Origin of the sequence: Rhodoferax koreense, from assembly GCF_001955695.1 — a bacterium.
Classification (GTDB): domain Bacteria; phylum Pseudomonadota; class Gammaproteobacteria; order Burkholderiales; family Burkholderiaceae_C; genus Rhodoferax_B; species Rhodoferax_B koreensis.
Genome location: NZ_CP019236.1, coordinates 2,046,793 through 2,062,813 on the forward strand (window position 1 = coordinate 2,046,793; position 16,021 = coordinate 2,062,813).

General features: G+C 67.9%; 19 protein-coding genes. 11 read left to right on the top strand and 8 right to left on the bottom strand.

Translation table 11 applies throughout. The features are described from left to right. The first annotated feature begins 63 nt into the window (after positions 1 to 63). The gene (gene aroC / locus RD110_RS09550) at positions 64 to 1,161 is read left to right on the top strand and encodes a chorismate synthase (protein WP_076198899.1); all 1,098 of its coding nucleotides are present in this window, start codon (positions 64 to 66) and stop codon (positions 1,159 to 1,161) included. Here the strand turns inward: aroC and RD110_RS09555 are convergent. The 4 genes from RD110_RS09555 to RD110_RS09565 all read right to left on the bottom strand — a co-directional run bounded on the left by RD110_RS09555 (position 1,158) and on the right by RD110_RS09565 (position 3,039). Next, a complete protein-coding gene (locus RD110_RS09555) occupies positions 1,158 to 2,051 on the bottom strand; it encodes a DMT family transporter (RefSeq protein WP_076198901.1) in 894 nt (297 codons plus the stop codon). The genes aroC and RD110_RS09555 overlap by 4 nt on opposite strands. 39 nt (positions 2,052 to 2,090) lie before the next feature. Further along, positions 2,091 to 2,243 (bottom strand): hypothetical protein, encoded by a 153-nt coding sequence (locus RD110_RS27840; RefSeq protein WP_157900108.1) that lies wholly within the window; start codon positions 2,241 to 2,243, stop codon positions 2,091 to 2,093. A gap of 37 nt (positions 2,244 to 2,280) precedes the next feature. Further along, the gene (locus tag RD110_RS09560) at positions 2,281 to 2,628 is read right to left on the bottom strand and encodes a hypothetical protein (protein WP_076198903.1); all 348 of its coding nucleotides are present in this window, start codon (positions 2,626 to 2,628) and stop codon (positions 2,281 to 2,283) included. Between the two features lie 87 nt (positions 2,629 to 2,715). Continuing rightward, on the bottom strand, positions 2,716 to 3,039 hold the full coding sequence (locus RD110_RS09565) for a hypothetical protein (RefSeq protein WP_157900109.1): 324 nt from the start codon (positions 3,037 to 3,039) through the stop codon (positions 2,716 to 2,718). 149 nt (positions 3,040 to 3,188) lie between these two features. On the opposite strand from RD110_RS09565, the gene RD110_RS09570 reads away from it, so the two are divergent. Both RD110_RS09570 and RD110_RS09575 read left to right on the top strand, forming a co-directional pair. After that, on the top strand, positions 3,189 to 3,662 hold the full coding sequence (locus RD110_RS09570; protein WP_076198907.1) for an SET domain-containing protein: 474 nt from the start codon (positions 3,189 to 3,191) through the stop codon (positions 3,660 to 3,662). 115 nt (positions 3,663 to 3,777) lie between these two features. Beyond that, the gene (locus tag RD110_RS09575; protein ID WP_076198909.1) at positions 3,778 to 4,731 is read left to right on the top strand and encodes an AraC family transcriptional regulator; all 954 of its coding nucleotides are present in this window, start codon (positions 3,778 to 3,780) and stop codon (positions 4,729 to 4,731) included. A gap of 34 nt (positions 4,732 to 4,765) precedes the next feature. On the opposite strand, the gene RD110_RS09580 is transcribed toward RD110_RS09575, so the two are convergent. Further along, entirely contained in the window at positions 4,766 to 5,683 is a 918-nt protein-coding gene (locus tag RD110_RS09580) for a LysR family transcriptional regulator (RefSeq protein ID WP_076198910.1), read from the bottom strand. 95 nt (positions 5,684 to 5,778) lie between these two features. On the opposite strand from RD110_RS09580, the gene RD110_RS09585 reads away from it, so the two are divergent. The 7 genes from RD110_RS09585 to RD110_RS09615 all read left to right on the top strand — a co-directional run bounded on the left by RD110_RS09585 (position 5,779) and on the right by RD110_RS09615 (position 13,087). After that, positions 5,779 to 6,480: a pirin family protein gene (locus RD110_RS09585; protein WP_076198911.1), complete on the top strand. Its 702-nt coding sequence runs from the start codon at positions 5,779 to 5,781 to the stop codon at positions 6,478 to 6,480. 146 nt (positions 6,481 to 6,626) lie between these two features. Further along, positions 6,627 to 7,280, top strand: coding sequence for an isochorismatase family protein (locus RD110_RS09590; RefSeq protein WP_076198913.1), 654 nt, complete (start codon positions 6,627 to 6,629; stop codon positions 7,278 to 7,280). A gap of 20 nt (positions 7,281 to 7,300) precedes the next feature. Beyond that, complete coding sequence (locus tag RD110_RS09595; protein ID WP_076198915.1) at positions 7,301 to 9,184, top strand: amidohydrolase; 1,884 nt, start codon at positions 7,301 to 7,303, stop codon at positions 9,182 to 9,184. Beyond that, the gene (locus RD110_RS09600) at positions 9,184 to 9,603 is read left to right on the top strand and encodes a DoxX family protein (protein WP_076204723.1); all 420 of its coding nucleotides are present in this window, start codon (positions 9,184 to 9,186) and stop codon (positions 9,601 to 9,603) included. Before RD110_RS09595 ends, RD110_RS09600 begins: the two co-directional genes overlap by 1 nt. Continuing rightward, positions 9,593 to 11,239 (top strand): MFS transporter, encoded by a 1,647-nt coding sequence (locus tag RD110_RS09605; protein WP_076198917.1) that lies wholly within the window; start codon positions 9,593 to 9,595, stop codon positions 11,237 to 11,239. Before RD110_RS09600 ends, RD110_RS09605 begins: the two co-directional genes overlap by 11 nt. Further along, positions 11,236 to 12,231 carry an SLAC1 anion channel family protein gene (locus RD110_RS09610; protein WP_157900110.1) on the top strand — a complete coding sequence of 332 codons (996 nt, stop codon included), beginning with the start codon at positions 11,236 to 11,238 and terminating at the stop codon, positions 12,229 to 12,231. Before RD110_RS09605 ends, RD110_RS09610 begins: the two co-directional genes overlap by 4 nt. 28 nt (positions 12,232 to 12,259) lie before the next feature. Then, positions 12,260 to 13,087, top strand: a complete 828-nt coding sequence (locus tag RD110_RS09615) for an alpha/beta fold hydrolase (protein ID WP_076198919.1) — start codon at positions 12,260 to 12,262, stop codon at positions 13,085 to 13,087. 30 nt (positions 13,088 to 13,117) lie between these two features. On the opposite strand, the gene RD110_RS09620 is transcribed toward RD110_RS09615, so the two are convergent. Both RD110_RS09620 and RD110_RS09625 read right to left on the bottom strand, forming a co-directional pair. Further along, positions 13,118 to 13,369 carry a hypothetical protein gene (locus tag RD110_RS09620; RefSeq protein ID WP_076198921.1) on the bottom strand — a complete coding sequence of 84 codons (252 nt, stop codon included), beginning with the start codon at positions 13,367 to 13,369 and terminating at the stop codon, positions 13,118 to 13,120. A 102-nt stretch (positions 13,370 to 13,471) separates the two neighbouring features. Then, the gene (locus RD110_RS09625) at positions 13,472 to 13,711 is read right to left on the bottom strand and encodes a hypothetical protein (protein WP_157900111.1); all 240 of its coding nucleotides are present in this window, start codon (positions 13,709 to 13,711) and stop codon (positions 13,472 to 13,474) included. An 86-nt stretch (positions 13,712 to 13,797) separates the two neighbouring features. On the opposite strand from RD110_RS09625, the gene RD110_RS09630 reads away from it, so the two are divergent. Further along, on the top strand, positions 13,798 to 14,742 hold the full coding sequence (locus RD110_RS09630) for an MYG1 family protein (RefSeq protein ID WP_239467208.1): 945 nt from the start codon (positions 13,798 to 13,800) through the stop codon (positions 14,740 to 14,742). A 17-nt stretch (positions 14,743 to 14,759) separates the two neighbouring features. Here RD110_RS09630 and RD110_RS09635 read toward each other — a convergent pair whose 3' ends face one another. Further along, positions 14,760 to 15,863 (bottom strand): DNA glycosylase AlkZ-like family protein, encoded by a 1,104-nt coding sequence (locus tag RD110_RS09635; protein ID WP_076198927.1) that lies wholly within the window; start codon positions 15,861 to 15,863, stop codon positions 14,760 to 14,762. Positions 15,864 to 16,021 lie beyond the last annotated feature (158 nt).

A 16,021-nucleotide genomic window follows, 5' to 3' on the forward strand; every position in this document is an offset into this window, starting at 1 on the left:
GCAGCATAAGCATGAAACGTTCCTGCCAAAGGCGCTGTCGGGGCCTCGGCGATAATCGGCGGCATGAGCGGCAATACCTTCGGAAACCTCTTCGCAGTCACCAATTTCGGTGAATCCCACGGCCCGGCCATCGGCTGCGTGATCGACGGCTGCCCGCCGGGCATGGCGCTCACCGAGGCCGACATCCAGCACGACCTGGACCGCCGCCGCCCCGGCACCAGCCGCCACGTCACGCAGCGCAACGAGCCCGACGCGGTGGAGATCCTGAGCGGCGTCTACGAGGGCAAGACCACCGGCACGCCGATCGCGCTGCTCATCCGCAATGCCGACCAGCGCAGCAAGGACTATCAAAACATCGCGCAGAGCTTCCGCCCGGGCCATGCCGACTACACCTACTGGCACAAGTTCGGCATCCGCGATCCGCGCGGCGGCGGGCGCTCCTCGGCGCGCCTGACCGCGCCCACGGTGGCCGCCGGCGCCGTGGCCAAGAAGTGGCTGGCCGAGAAATACGGCCTGGTGTTCCGCGGCTGCATGACCCAGATCGGCGACATCGTGATCCCGTTTGAGAGTTGGGACCACGTGCCCAACAACCCGTTCTTCGCGCCCGTGGCCGACGTGGCTGCGCTCGAGGACTACATGGACAGCCTGCGCAAGGCCGGCGACTCCTGCGGCGCGAAGATCCGCGTCACCGCCACCGGCATGCCCGTCGGCCTGGGCGAGCCGCTGTACGACAAGCTCGACGCCGACATCGCCTTCGCGATGATGGGCCTGAACGCCGTCAAGGGCGTGGAGATCGGCGCGGGTTTCGCCAGCGTCGCGCAGCGCGGCAGCCTGCACGGCGATTCGCTGTCGCCGCAAGGCTTCAAGTCGAACAATGCCGGTGGCGTGCTCGGCGGCATCAGCACCGGGCAGGACCTGGAAGTGGCCATCGCCATCAAGCCCACGAGTTCGATCATCACGCCGCGCGAATCGATCGACACCGCCGGTCAGTCCACTGAAGTCGTGACCAAGGGCCGCCACGACCCCTGCGTCGGCATCCGCGCCACGCCCATCGTCGAGGCGCTGCTCGCGCTGGTGGTGATGGAGCACGCCCTGCGTCAACGTGCCCAGAACGCCGACGTGAAGCAGGACGTGCCGCCGATCCGGGCCTCTTTTCTCTAGGAACCCGTCGGCCGTTCGCGCATCCACTTCGCGAAAGGGTTGAAGCCGGTGACCAGCGCCGTGGCCAGCAGCACCAGCGCGCCGCCGGCGTAGAGGCCCGAGCCCAGCGGCTCGCCGAGGAAGAGGTGGCCCCAGGCGACGCCGAACACCGGGATCATGAAGGCCGGGCTGATGGCCGCCACGGCCGACACGTGGCGCATGATGTTCAGGTGCATCCAGTAGGCCAGGCCTGAAGTCACGGTGCCCATCACCAGCAGCGCCGCGATGGCCGCCGGCGTGAAGCGGGCCGCGGGCCAACTCCATGCCGCGCCCGGCAGCAGCATCAGCGCGGCGGCGGCGTGGATGCCCGCAGCGATCGCCAGCGGTGGGACGTGCGTCGTGGCGCGTTTCATCAGCGGTGTGGAGATGCCATAACTGGCCGACGCCAACACGCCGGTCGCTGCGGCCAGCAGCACGCGGGGCGTCGGCGCGATCGGCCCGAGCCGTACGATCAATGCCACGCCCGCGAAGCCGAACAGGCAACCGACCAGCTTGCGCGCGGTGAGCCGCTCCTCTTTGAGCCATGCGGCTGACAAGGTGGCGAACACCACGGCCGTGCTGTTGAGCAGCGCCGCGTAGCCGGCCGGCAGCTGCAGCGCCGCCCATGAATACAGCAGGAAGGGCAGGGCCACGGACAAGGCGCCGATCAGCACGAGTTTGCGCCAGTGCCGCCAAGGCCAGCGCTGGCGCATGAGACGCATGATCACCGCCAGGGTGAGCGTGGCCAGCGCGATGCGCACGCCGGCGAGCACGTTTGGCCCGAGCAGCGGGCTGGCGATGCGGATGAACAGGAACGAAGCGCCCCAGAGCGCGGACAGCAGGATCAGCTGCAGGAAATAACGGCCGTTCATCGTGCGGAAAAGGTCCGCGCTGACAGCCTGATCAAAACGTCATGGCGCTTTCGCTGGCTCGGTAGCAGCGCCGGTCTTGGGCATGGGCAGCAGGGTCGGGTCTTTCGGCGGTTTGGCATCCGGGCAGCCGGTGAGAAGCGCCAGGGCGCAACAAGTGGAAAAAATGGATAGGAGAAGTTTCATGGGTTTCATGGCTCACATCCTCTCGCCGGGCCGCCCTGCAATCGCTTCATTTTACGGGACGCACCTCGGATGGCGGGCGCTTCACCACGTTGCGGGTACCTTCCGGGTCGTCGTCGGGCAGGCAGGTGAAGGTGAGTTCATAAGGGCCGGCCAGCGGTGCCTTGCCGGTTTCGGTGACCTGCATGGCCTGGTTGCGGGCGGCGCAGAACTCGTCGGCCTGCACCATTGCCACCTTGCGGCTCTGCGCGGGCACGCCCAGGGCGCCGCGTGCGGTGATGCGGAAATGGTTGTCGCCGAGATCGACGACGCCGGTGCTCTTGGGTGCGACTGCGCAGGCGCCGAGCGACAGGCAGAGCGAGGTGGCGAGCAAGGCGCGTGTGGCGTATGGCTTCAAGGGGTGGACGGCGGAGTGGAACATCGGCCCAGTATGCGGTCGTGTCCGCGGCGTGTCACGGCCCGCGCGGGAATTTGCGGCGCCGTCCTACGGGCGCGGTGCGCTGGCCGCGCAGGCCGCCGCGTCGCTTTGCATCTTCTGCCGGGCGGCCACCTCGGTGAGCCAGACCAGGTTGGTCCAGCGGTCCTGCCCGCCGGCGCACGGAGGCACCTTCCAGGCAATGCGGTAGCCGGGGCAGGCCCCGCTGCGCCGGCCGGTGGATGGGCAGGTGGTGTACTTCTGGAAGGCCGACATCTGGGCTTCGGAGGCCTGGGCTCCAGCCACCACCGGCAAGCCGGCACAGGTGGCGACCAGCAGCCAGGCCGCGGTCCGCCATCGGGCAGGTTTTCGAAGACTTGGATCGAAGGTCACGGTGGCTTCCCGGCGCAAGAAGGTTGGTCGGGAAGTTTAGCCCCGAAGACCACGCCGGAGACAATGGCCGGTACGGCGCTTGCTTGACCAGATGGCCCGTTGCCCTGCGCCCCTGCCGATTCCGACCCTGATTCCGACACACACCCGAAATGCCCACCCCATCCGATTCCATCGCGCCTCCCTTGACCGCCCATCCGCTGATCGAAGTCCGGCACAGCAGCGTGCACGGTTATGGTGTCTTCGCCAGGACCGACATTCCGAGCGGTACCTTCCTGGCTTTCTACGAAGGCCGGCGGTACACGCCCAAGCAGATCGCGCGCGCCGACTTCAACGACCGGCTGACCTACCTGTTCGGCCTGTCGGACGGCAGCACCATCGACGGTGCGCAGGGCGGCAACCTCACGCGCCACCTGAACCACGCCTGCGTGCCCAACTGCGAGGCGGTCGAGGTCGATGGGCCGCGCAAGCGGCTGGTGCTGCGCATCTCGACCATCCGGGCGGTGGCGGCGGGCGAAGAGCTGTTTCTCGACTACGCGCTCACCATCGACGACAACGCCGCGCCCAGCGACTACCCCTGCTTCTGCGGCACGCCGGCCTGCCGTGGCGACATGGTCGGGCGCTAGCCCGCCGCACAACCCTGCGCGCGAGCGGGCTTTGAGCGGACTGTCAGCATGCCGTCATGCAACATCGCCAGGCTGCGTTCGCGGCATGTTCCGGACAACAACAAAAGGCAAGGCCATGTCCCCAGGCTCCAGCATCAACCTACAACAGGCGCCACCGACGCGCACCGACACGCTCGGCTGCCCATCCGACAAGCTGCACCTGAGCCAGGAATTCGCGGGCGCAGGCCTGCGGCTGTACCGCAAGCGCTCGGCCGATCCCGCGCTCGCCCATGTGGCCATGCCCGCGGCCGACCGCGGCGTGCTGGTCGGCCTGTCGCTGGGCACGGACCATCGCCGGCGCATCCTCCACCCGCACCATGCCAGCCTGCACGACTTCGGACGCGGCACTGTTTACGTGCGCAACTTCTGCGACGACTACCGCGCCGACCTGAGCGGCCCGATGGATTTCCTGTTGCTCGAACTCTCGCGGGACTTGCTCGGCCGCATCGTGGATGAAGAAGGCACGGGTCGTCTTGGTGGGCTGTCGCCGGTTGCGGGCGTCGAGGATCCGGTGCTCAGCCATCTGCTGCATGCGCTGATGCCCGCGCTTGAACGGCCCGAAGCGGTCAGCCGCCTGTTCGTCGATCACCTGGCCATGGCGGCGGGCCTGCACCTGCTGGGCCGCTACGGCGGCGCGAAGCTGGCCAATGCGTCCGTCCGGGCCAAAGGCGGCGGCCTCTCGCGCGCCCATGCGACCCGCGCCAAGGAGATGCTGCGGGCGCGGCTCGACGGCGACGTGTCGGTGGCCGATGTGGCCGAGGCCTGCGGCCTGTCGCGCAGCCACTTCATCCGTGCGTTCCGCCAGAGCACCGGCCAGACGCCGCACCAGTGGCTGCAGGCCTGCCGCATCGAATGCGCGCGGGATCTGTTGTCGGGCTCGAGCCAGTCCCTGGCCGAGGTCGCCAGCGCCTGCGGCTTTGCCGATCAGAGCCATTTCACCAGGGTGTTTGCGCAGCAGGTCGGCGTGCCGCCTGGCCAGTGGCGCCGCCACGCGCCCGTGGCAGGCAGCGCTTCCCGCATCCGCAACTGAGCGGGTCGCGCCGACGTCCGGCCGGTCGGCTGATTCAGGCCGGCCGCGCCCAGGGCGCCACCGCGAAACGCTGGGCCAGGAACTCGATCAGGGCCTGTACGCGCGCAGGCCGGCTGCGCCCGGGCGGCGTGACGATGTGCAGCGCGATCGACGGCACTTCCCAGTCGGGCATGGCCGTGGCCAGGGCGCCCGATTGCAGTTCGTCCCACACCAGGAATTCGGGCTGCAACGCCAGCCCCAGGCCGGCGCACAGCGCGGGCGACAAGGCCTCGGCGTTGTTGACCCGCATCGGCGTGGGCACCACGGTGGAGAACTCGCCGTGCACAGCGTGCTGGAAGCGCCAGGCGCCGCCCACGCGTGAATGCACGTACTGCAGCGCGCGGTGGTGCACCAGGTCGCGCGGATGCTGCGGCAGGCCGTGGCGCTCGAAGTAGGCCGGCGTCCCCACGAGCAGCAGCCGCACCGTGCACAGGCGCCTTGCGAGCAGGCTCGAATCGGCCAGGGTGGAGATGCGCAGGGCCACGTCGAAACCGCCGGCCACCATGTCGACGAGTTCGTCGTCCAGGTTCAGGTCGAGCAGGACGTCAGGGTGCGCGGCCAGGAAGTCGGGCAGGGCCGGCGCCAGGTGTGAGATGCCGAAGGACATCGGCCCGGCGAGCCGGATCGGGCCGCGCAGGGCCTTCGACTGCTCGACCGCCTCGGCCTCGACGGCTTCCCCCTCGCTGAGGATGCGCGCGGCGCGCTCCAGCGAGGCGCTGCCACTGTCGGTGAGCGAGATGCGCCGCGAGGTGCGGTGAAACAGCACCGTCCGCGTGCGTTCCTCGAGCCGGGTGATGGCCTTGGAGACGGTGGCCTGCGACAGGCCGAGCTCGGTGGCCGTTCGCGCGAAGGATCCGGTCTCGGCCACCTTGGCGAAGATGGCCCAGGCTTCGAGGTCGGGAAGTCGCTTCATTGCGTTTTTGGAAAGGATGGTTTTCGATGTTTTCCATTTCATTATCGATCGAAGCCGTTTAACTTCCAGGCATCGCATCGCCCCGGGAGCCAGCCATGATCGAACGCAGACCCTTCGACAGCCTCGGCCACGCCGAGCACGGCTGGCTCGACGCCCGGCACCATTTCTCGTTCGCCGACTACTGGGATCCGAGGCGCACCGGCTGGGGCGCGATCCGCGTGTGGAACGACGACACCATTGCCGCCGGCACCGGCTTCCCGCCGCATGCCCATGCCGACATGGAAATCATCACCTATGTGCGCGAAGGCGCGATCACCCACCAGGACAGCCTGGGCAACCGCGGCCGCACCGAGGCTGGCGACGTGCAGGTGATGAGCGCCGGCACCGGCGTGCGCCATGCCGAATACAACCAGGAGCCAGGCACGACGCGCATCTTCCAGATCTGGATCGAGCCCGGCCACCACGGCGATGGGCCGACCTGGGGTGCGAAGCCGTTTCCCAAAGGCGACCGCTCGGGGCGGTTCGTGGTCCTGGCCAGCGGTCGCGCGGAGGATGCCGGCGCCCTGCCGATCCGCGCCGATGCCCGTGTGCTCGGCGCCTCGCTCAAGGCCGGCGAAAGCACGCAATACCGGTTCGCGCCGGGGCGTTTCGGCTACCTCGTGCCCGCCGCCGGCCGGGTGCGGGTCAACGGCGTGACGCTACAGGCACGCGACGGCGCGGCCATGAAGGACGAGCTGCTGCTCCAGGTGGATGCCCTCGAGGACGCAGAGCTGGTGCTCGTCGATTCCGCGCCCTGATGCGCAAAGGCCTCGCAGTCACAACACAAATGTCCAAAAGGCCGCGCAAAACTTCAATACCCCGGAGCGGGCGCTGCATAAGCTGCCTGGTCCTTCCAAGTGGTCGAAAGGCCAGTTTTTTCATCGAAGTCAATAGGAGTTATCCCATGCCGATCACCGCCACGCCAACCCCCGGCGCCAAGTTGCTCACCCCGAAGGACCACACGCTCGTCATGATCGACTTCCAGTCGCAAATGGCGTTTGCCACCAATTCCATCGACCCCGTGCTGCTGCGTTCGAACGCCGGCCTGGTCGCCAGCGCGGCCGCGGGCTTTGGAGCTTCGACCATCCTCACCACCGTGGCCGAGAAAAGTTTCTCCGGGCCGATGTTCGAGGAAGTGACCGCACCGTTCCCGGGCCAGAAGTTGCTCGACCGCACCTCGATGAACACCTGGGAAGACGCCGCCGTGATCGCGCGCATCAACGAGATCGGCAAGAGCCGCATCGTGCTGGCCGGCCTGTGGACCAGCGTGTGCATCGTCGGCCCGGCGCTGTCGGCCATTGACCAGGGGTTCGAGGTGTTCGTGATCGCCGACGCCTGTGGCGACGTGTCCGCCGAAGCGCACACCCGCGCCATGGAGCGCATGGTGATGGCCGGCGCACAGCCGATGACCTCGCTGCAGTATCTGCTGGAGATGCAGCGCGACTGGGCGCGTACCGACACTTACGCCATGACCACCGGTGTGGCGCGCAAGTACGGCGGCGGCTATGGCATCGGCATCAATTACGCGCGGGCCATGTTCGGAGCGCACGAAGGTTGAGTTCGGCGAGACACGCTCCCATGGCTGATTCACACCCCGACCTGATCCTGCACCGCGGCCTGTTCACCACGCTGGACCGCGCCAACCCCACGGCCAGCGCCGTCGCCATCCGGGACGGCCGCTTCACCCATGTGGGCCGCGACCATGAAGTGATGCCGCTGGCCGGTCCGCACACCCGGGTGATCGACCTGCGCGGCAAGCGCGTGTTGCCCGGCCTGATCGACAACCACCTGCACATCATCCGCGGCGGCCTCAATTTCAACCTGGAGCTGCGCTGGGACGGCGTGCGTAGCTTGGCCGACGCCATGGCCATGCTCAAGCGGCAGGTCGACGTCACGCCCGCGCCGCAGTGGGTGCGCGTGGTCGGCGGCTTCACCGAGCACCAGTTCGCCGAAAAGCGCCTGCCCACCATCGACGAACTCAACGCGGTGGCGCCCGACACGCCGGTGTTCCTGCTGCACCTGTACGACCGCGCGCTGCTCAACGGTGCCGCGCTGCGCGCCGTGGGCTACACCCGCGACACGCCTGCGCCACCTGGCGGCGAGATCGTGCGCGACAGCGCCGGCAACCCCACCGGCCTGCTGCTGGCCAAGCCGAACGCCGCCATCCTCTATGCCACGCTGGCCAAAGGGCCGAAGCTGCCGTACGAGTACCAGCTGAACTCCACGCGCCACTTCATGCGCGAATTGAACCGCCTGGGCGTGACCGGCGCCATCGACGCGGGCGGCGGTTTCCAGAACTATCCCGACGACTACCAGGTCATCGAGGAACTGGCCAAGGCCGACCAGCTCACGATCCGCCTGGCCTACAACCTGTTCACGCAGAAGCCCAAGCAGGAGAAGGCCGACTTCCTGCACTGGACGGCCACCTCCAAATACAAGCAGGGCACGGACTGGTTCCGCCACAACGGCGCGGGCGAGATGCTGGTGTTCTCCGCCGCCGACTTCGAGGACTTCCGCCAGCCGCGGCCCGACATGGCGCCAGAGATGGAAGGCGAGCTCGAAGAGGTGGTGCGCCTGCTCGCACAGAACCGCTGGCCCTGGCGGCTGCATGCGACCTATGACGAAACCATCAGCCGTGCGCTCGACGTGTTCGAACGGGTGAACCAGGACGTGCCGCTTGAAGGCCTGAACTGGTTCTTCGACCACTGCGAGACCATCTCGGACCAGAGCATCGACCGCATCGCCGCACTCGGCGGCGGCATCGCCGTGCAGCACCGCATGGCCTACCAGGGCGAATATTTCGTCGAACGTTACGGCCATGGCGCGGCCGAGGCCACGCCGCCGGTGAAGAAGATCCTGGAGAAGGGCGTGAAGGTCTCGGCCGGCACCGATGCCACGCGTGTCGCCTCCTACAACCCGTGGGTGTCGCTGTCCTGGCTCGTCACCGGCCGGACGGTGGGCGGCCTGCAGCTCTACCCGCAGCGCAACTGCCTGGACCGCGAGGCCGCGCTGCGCATGTGGACGGAGAACGTGACCTGGTTCAGCAACGAGGTCGGCAAGAAGGGCCGCATCGAGGTCGGCCAGTTCGCCGACCTGGTGGTGCCCGACCGCGACTTCTTCGCCTGCGCCGAATCCGAGATCGCCGACACCACGGCGCTCTTGACCGTGGTCGGCGGCAAGGTGGTCTATGGCGCGGGCGACTTCGCGTCCTTCGACGACAGCCCGCTGCCGCCGGCCATGCCCGACTGGTCGCCGGTGCGCCGCTTCGGTGGCTACGCCAACTGGGGTGAGCAGGGCGCGCCGATGCAAGCTGTCATGCGCAATGCAGCGGCAGCCTGCGCCTGCGCCAACGACTGCAATGTGCACGGCCACCAGCACGCCACGGCCTGGAGCAGTAAGTTGCCGATCGCCGATTTGAAGAGCTTCTGGGGCGCGCTCGGTTGCGCCTGCTGGGCGGTCTGATGCTCGAGTTGGTTCAAGAGGTCCGTTCCGTTTTCACGGCCCCCTGGGTGCATTGGCTGGCCTTGCTGTTCCTGTGCGCGGCCTATCTGCAGGGTGCGTTCGACAAGGCACGCGACTTCCCCGCGGCCGTCGCCGAGATGCAGCACTTCGGGCTGTCGCCCGCGGCGCCGATGGCGGCGGCGGTCATCGTGATGGAGTTCGCAGCTTCGGCCATGATCCTGGCCAACTACCACCGCTGGCTCGGCGCCCTGGCGCTGGCCGGCTTCACGGTGATGGCCAACTTCCTGGCCGACCGCTTCTGGAGCGTACCGCAGTCTGAACGCGTGACGGTGGCCAATTCCTTTTTCGAACACTGGGGCCTGGCCGGCGGCTTCCTGCTGGTGGCCTGGTACGACCTGGGAGGCGCAAATGGCGGATAACCACACGCAGGCCGTCGAGAAGGGCGGCGGCAGCTTCGCACCCCTGGCGCAGCCCGTGTTCGCCGTGTTGTGGGTGGCGACCGTGCTCGGCAACATCGGCAGCTTCATGCGCGACGTGGCGAGTTCGTGGATGGTCACCGAACTCTCGGCCAGCCCGGCCGCGGTGTCGCTGATCCAGACCGCGGCCACGCTGCCGATCTTCCTGCTGGCCATTCCGGCCGGTGTGCTGTCGGACATCCTGGACCGCCGCCGCTTCCTGATCGCGGTGCAGATCCTGCTGGCGGGTGTCAGCGGCACGCTGCTGTGGCTGTCCAGGACCAATGCGCTGACGGTCGAATACCTGGTGGCGCTGACCTTCGTCGGCGGCATCGGCGGTGCGCTGATGGGGCCGACCTGGCAGTCCATCGTGCCCGAGCTCGTGCCGCGCAAGGATTTAAAGAATGCGGTGGCGCTGAATTCGCTCGGCATCAATGTGGCGCGTGCGGTCGGCCCGGCCGCCGGTGGCCTGCTGCTGGCCAGCTTCGGTGCGGCCATGGCCTATGGCGCAGACGTGCTGAGCTATGTGTTCGTGATCGCGGCGCTGCTGTGGTGGAAACGGCCACCGGCGGTCGAATCCGGCCTGTCCGAGCAGTTCTTCGGTGCCTTCCGCGCGGGCCTGCGTTATGCCAAGGCCAGCCGCGAACTGCATGTGGTGTTGCTGCGCGCCGCGGTGTTCTTCCTGTTCGCGAGTTCGGTGTGGGCGCTGCTGCCGCTGGTGTCGCGGCGCATGCTCGGCGGCACGGCCGGCTTCTACGGCGTGATGCTGGGTGCGGTCGGTGCCGGGGCGATCCTCGGCGCCTTGCTGCTGCCCAGGATGCGCCGGCGGCTCGACGCCGACGGTCTGGTGCTGACGGCTTCGCTCCTGAGCGCCGCCGTGATGGGTGGGCTCGCGCTGGCGCCGCCGCAATGGGTGGCGGTGCTGCTGATGCTGGTGCTGGGCATGGGCTGGATCATCGCGCTGACCACGCTCAATGGCGTGGCGCAGGCGGTGTTGCCCAACTGGGTGCGCGGCCGCGGCCTGGCCATCTACCTCATGGTGTTCAATGGGGCCATGGCCGGCGGCAGCCTGTGCTGGGGGCTGGTGGCGCAGGAGATCGGCGTGCCGTCCACGCTGCTGGCCGGTGCCGTCGGCCTGCTGGCGGTGGGATGCGTGTTCCACCGCGTGAAGCTGCCCACGGGCGAGGCCGACCTGCAGGCTTCGAACCATTGGCCCGAGCCGATGCTGACCGAACCGGTGGCGCACGACCGTGGTCCGGTGCTGGTGCAGATCGAATACCGGATCGCCAAACGCGACATCCCGGCCTTTCTTTTCGCCATGCGCCACGTGGCGCAGGAGCGCCGCCGCGACGGCGCCTATGCCTGGGGCGTGGCCGAACACACGGGCGAACCGGAGCGGGTGGTCGAATGGTTCATGGTCGAGTCGTGGGCTGAGCATCTGCGCCAGCACAGGCGTGTCTCCAAGGCCGATGCCGACATGCAGGGCGAGGCGCTGCGTTATCACCAGGGGCCGGACAAGCCGGTGGTGCACCACTTCCTCGCACTGGACCTGAAGGATAGCAGGCCGCCGGGCCAACACGCCGCGGGAGCGACGCCGTGAGCGAATCCGCCATCAGGCCACAACAGGTGCCCGAGGCGGGCGAGAAGCCCCTTCTGGCGCGCATGTCGATCGCGATGTTCGGCATGGTCATGGGCATCGGCGGCCTGTCCAATGCGTGGGCGGCCGCGGCCCGCACATTGGGCGTTCCGTTGTGGATCAGCCAGGTCCTGCTGGTGCTGGCGCTGCTGGCCTTCGTCCTTCTGGTCGTGGCGCACCTGGCCAAACTCGGTTTCTGTTTCAGGGAGGTGGCCGAGGAGTTCGCGCACCCGGTGCGCTCGAGCTTTTTCCCCGCAACGTCGGTGTCGATGGTCGTGCTGTCGATCGGCTTGCGGGCCTATTCACTGCCGCTGGCCCAGGCCTTGTGGTGGCTCGGCGCGGCGATGCATTTCGTTTTGGCAGTGACGCTGATCCGGCGCTGGGTCCTGCACGCGCAGGACGAAGCGGTGCTGACGCCGGCCTGGTTCATCCCGGTGGTGGGCAACATCCTGGTGCCGGTGGGCGGCGTTCCGCTGGGGCACGTGGAGATCAGCTGGTTCTTCTTTTCGGTCGGGCTGATCTTCTGGCTGTCCTTTTTCACCATCGTGCTGCACCGCGTGCTGTTCGTGCCGGCGATGAGTCAGCGCAGCATGCCCACCTTGTTCATCCTGCTGGCGCCGCCCTCGATCGGCCTGTCGGCCTACCTCGCCTTCACCGGCGGGCAGGCCGGCGCGCTCGGCGACATCCTGTACTGCCTGGCGCTGTTCATCGCCATCCTGCTGGCCACGCTCTGGCGGCATGTGGCGCATGGCGCGTTCTTCATGAGCTGGTGGGCGATGACCTTTCCGGCCGACGGCTGGGCCGGCGCGACGATCGCCTTCTTCCATGCGCGGCCGTCCGTCTATACCCAGGCCATCGCCTGGTTCGCGTTGGCCGCGGCCAGCGGCATCGTGGTGTGGATCGCCGTGCGCACGGCTTTGCACATGGCCAGCGGCGCCGCATTTCGCGAAGACTGATTTTTTCAACCACCAAGGAGCGCATCACATGCCTTACATCAAGACCCAGGACGGCACCGACATCTTCTACAAGGACTGGGGCGACAAGTCCGCCCAACCCATCGTGTTCTCGCACGGCTGGCCGCTGTCCAGCGACGACTGGGACGGCCAGATGCTGTATTTCCTGCAGCAGGGTTACCGCGTCATCGCGCACGATCGCCGTGGCCATGGCCGGTCCAGCCAGACTTCCGTGGGCCATGACATGGACCACTATGCCGACGACCTGGCGGCACTTACCGAACACCTGGACCTGCAGAAGGCCGTGCACATCGGCCACTCCACCGGTGGCGGCGAAATCGCACGCTACATCGGCCGGCATGGCAACAAGCGTGTGGCCAAGGCCGTGCTGATCAGCGCCGTGCCGCCTCTGATGGCCAGGACCCCCGCGAACCCCAACGGCGTGCCGATGGAAGTGCTGGACGGCATCCGTTCCGCCGTGGCGGCCAACCGCGCGCAGTTCTTCAAGGACTTCCCGAGTCCCTTCTACGGCTTCAATCGCCCGGGCGCCAAGGTCTCCGAAGGCTTGAGCCTGAAGTGGTGGCAACAGGGCATGATGGGTTCGATCCAGGCGCACTACGAGGGTATCAAGGCGTTTTCGGAAACCGACTTCACGCAAGACCTGCAGAAGATCGAGGTGCCCACGCTGGTGATGCACGGTGACGACGACCAGGTCGTGCCGATCGACATCTCCAGCGTGTTGACCGCCAAGCTGGTCAAGAACGCGACGCTGAAGGTCTACCCAGGCTACCCACACGGCATGTGTGCGACCAATGGGGACGTGATCAATCCCGATCTGCTGGCCTTCATCAAAGCCTGAGGGCGCCTGTGCATGCGCCCGGCGGGCGGCTCAGCCCTGGGCGTCGAACGTGCGGCCGCGTTCGCGCAGGTGTCGGGCCAGGGCCTCATAGCCCAGCGGGCGGATGCGGGTGACAATGGCGGCGCCCTCGGCATACGACGAGCCGCCGCGCGCCACCGGCGGGATGTTGGCGTCGATGAAGCCGGCTTCGCGGCAGACCATCACGCGGTCGATGTCGGCGGGATGGGTGAAGGAGCGAGGCAGGGGCGCGCGGGCCAGTTCCTGCAACAGGTTCAGAGGCATGGGGGCACGCAAGGCAAAGGCGTTCGAAACATGCCCGGAGTTTAGGGGCCGGACATGTCGGCCCACCCCCGGATCCGGAGCGCGCCCTGTCAGAGTTGACAGCTAGTGCTGCGTCGACTCGATGTCGTCTTTGAGCAGCCGCATCATGGCCAGATGATGCTGGAAGGGGTCGGCGCCAAGCCGCAGGCCCAGCCGCCAGGTCTCGGCCTCGAAGTCGTGCACGTAAGGGGATGTGCGCTCGCTCGCATTGCGGGCCCGCCAAAGGCGCTGGATGCGCTGCGGCCGGCAGAGGAAGCGGATGAAGCGGCGCTGCATCCAAAGGAAAATCAAAGGGACGGACATTCATCCTTCTACGTCCGCGCCGTGGCAGGCGCTGTAGTCCACGGCAACCTGTTGGTGGGAAAAACGGCCCTAAACTCGGAGTCCAGATGACAAACCCTTCCCTGACGCCCCCCCGCCCCGTGGTGATCGCGACGCACAACGGGTCCTTTCACGCGGACGATATCTTCGGCGTTGCCGTGCTGCTGCGCCTGCACCCTGGGGCGCAGCTCATCCGCACGCGCGACGCAGAGCTGATCGCGCGGGCCGACTTCGCGGTCGATGTCGGCGGCGAATGGGACGCCGGGCGCGGACGCTTCGACCATCACCAGCGTGGCTTCTCCGGCGCACGCGACAGTGGCGTCGTCTACGCGAGCGCGGGGCTGGTCTGGCGCGCCCATGGCGCCGCGCTGGTGGAACAGACCTTCGGCCTGAACGACCCGGCGCTGGCGCAAAGCGTGGCCGATGCGCTGGACGAAGAACTGGTGCAGCACCTGGACCGTGCCGATACCGGCGTCGACCATGGTGCGCCCGGGCTGTTCGGCCTGTCCGCCTTGCTCTCGCAGTTCAACACGACCTGGGACGCCCGGCGCGACGCCGTTCAGGACGAAGCCGATGCGCTGGCCAACTTCCGCAAGGCGATGGCGGTGGTCGACACCCTTTTGGCTGCCACGCTGGACCAGCTGCGCGCCAAATACCAGGGCGCGGAACTGGTGCGCAACGCCGAAAAGCTGTTCGGCGGCCAGGTGCTGCTGATGCCGCGTGGCGGTCTGCCCTGGCGCGAGGTGGTAAGCCGCGAGATGCCCGAGGTGCTGTTCGTCGTCTACCCCGACTCGAGCGCCCGGCAGTACCAGGTGCATGTCGTCACCGTCGAGCCGCATTCCTTCCAGGCCCGCAAGGACCTGCCCAGGCCGTGGGCCGGCCTGCGCCTGGCCGAGCTGGCGGAGGTGACCGGTGTGGCCGACGCGGTGTTCTGCCACAACGGCCGCTTCATCGCTGGGGCCGCATCGTTGGCGGGTGCCATGCGCCTGGCGGAGCTCGCGCTCGCTTCCTAGAACGGGACGACGCGGGTTCAGCGTACGCCGAGGAACGCTCGCATCCGTGCGAGTTCTTCTTCCAGCGCTTGGGCAAAGGCGGCATCCGTCGGCCGCCGGCCGTCCACGAAGCCGATTTCGTGCTCCAGCCGTCCCTTGACGAGCCTCAGGTTTGCCCAGCCGGGCATCCGGCCGTTCCACAGCAGCGGCAGGGCGTAGTGCCCCATGGTCCGTTTGGCCTGGGGCACATAGGCTTCGAACTTGTAGGCCCAGCCCCAGAAGGCCTCGAAGCGGCGGCGGTCCCAGACCACCGGATCGAAAGGCGCGAGCAGGCGCAGGCGATCGTCTGGTGCGTGGCGTTTCGAGCGGGGATTCTCGTCGGCGGGCCAGAACCAGGTCATGCCCTCGACCAGCGCGTGGCCATACCGCTGCTTGGCCGCCTTCACCACCTGCCGGACCTCGGGTTGCAGGTCCGGCGCGCCGAGGCGCAACAGCGTGGCGAGGTAGCCGAGGCTCGCCGAGGGCAGCGGCGCATACAGCCGCACGATCATGTCCACCAGAGCCTCCGCGCGCAGCCTGCGGGCCTCGGGACTCTGATCCCGTTCCGGATGCTGCACATGCTGGTAGATGCGGGTGCCGTTTTCGCGGCGCAACACGCGCAACTGGCTCCGGTAATGCATGCCGTCGAGCAGCTGCGTGCCGACGTTGAGCTCACCACCCCAGTAGCCCGGCATGCGGCCGTGGTGGCTGAAGGCTTCGAGCACGTGTTTCGGATGGGTCGCCCCGCGCTCGCGCACGAAAGCCAGGATCTGCCGGGCGTTGGCGTGCGTCGCCTCGTCCCACTGCTCGCGCGGTTCGCGCGGATGCAGCAGCGCCAGGGTCTTGCGCTCGACGAAGCCATAGTTCACCAGGCAGTCTTCCTCGATCTGCAGGCGGGCATAACGCTGCTCCAGTTCGCCCGCGCGATAGTCCGTGACCCGCAGGCGCAGGATCAGGTCCTGCGCTCGCGCCGGCGCCCGCATCGGGTCGGCCTGCACGAAGCCGAGCTTGCGGATGGCCGCGGGCAGGGTGGTGGGCTTGAACAGGCTGCGGGCGATGGCGTAGCGGCGCAGCTCTTCGAGTCGGGGGGCGGGCGAAGTCATCGCGAGATGGTAAGCCCGTGTCGGTCACGCGCCGCGCCGGCTCCGGGTTGCTTCGGCTCGGTTTGCGCAAGCCGACGGCGTTCCCCTTAAGCGTGCATTAAGTTGGCGCAGGAACAGTCGCGCTGTCGTTGGCCGAGCGCGCGGCGGACGACAGCTTT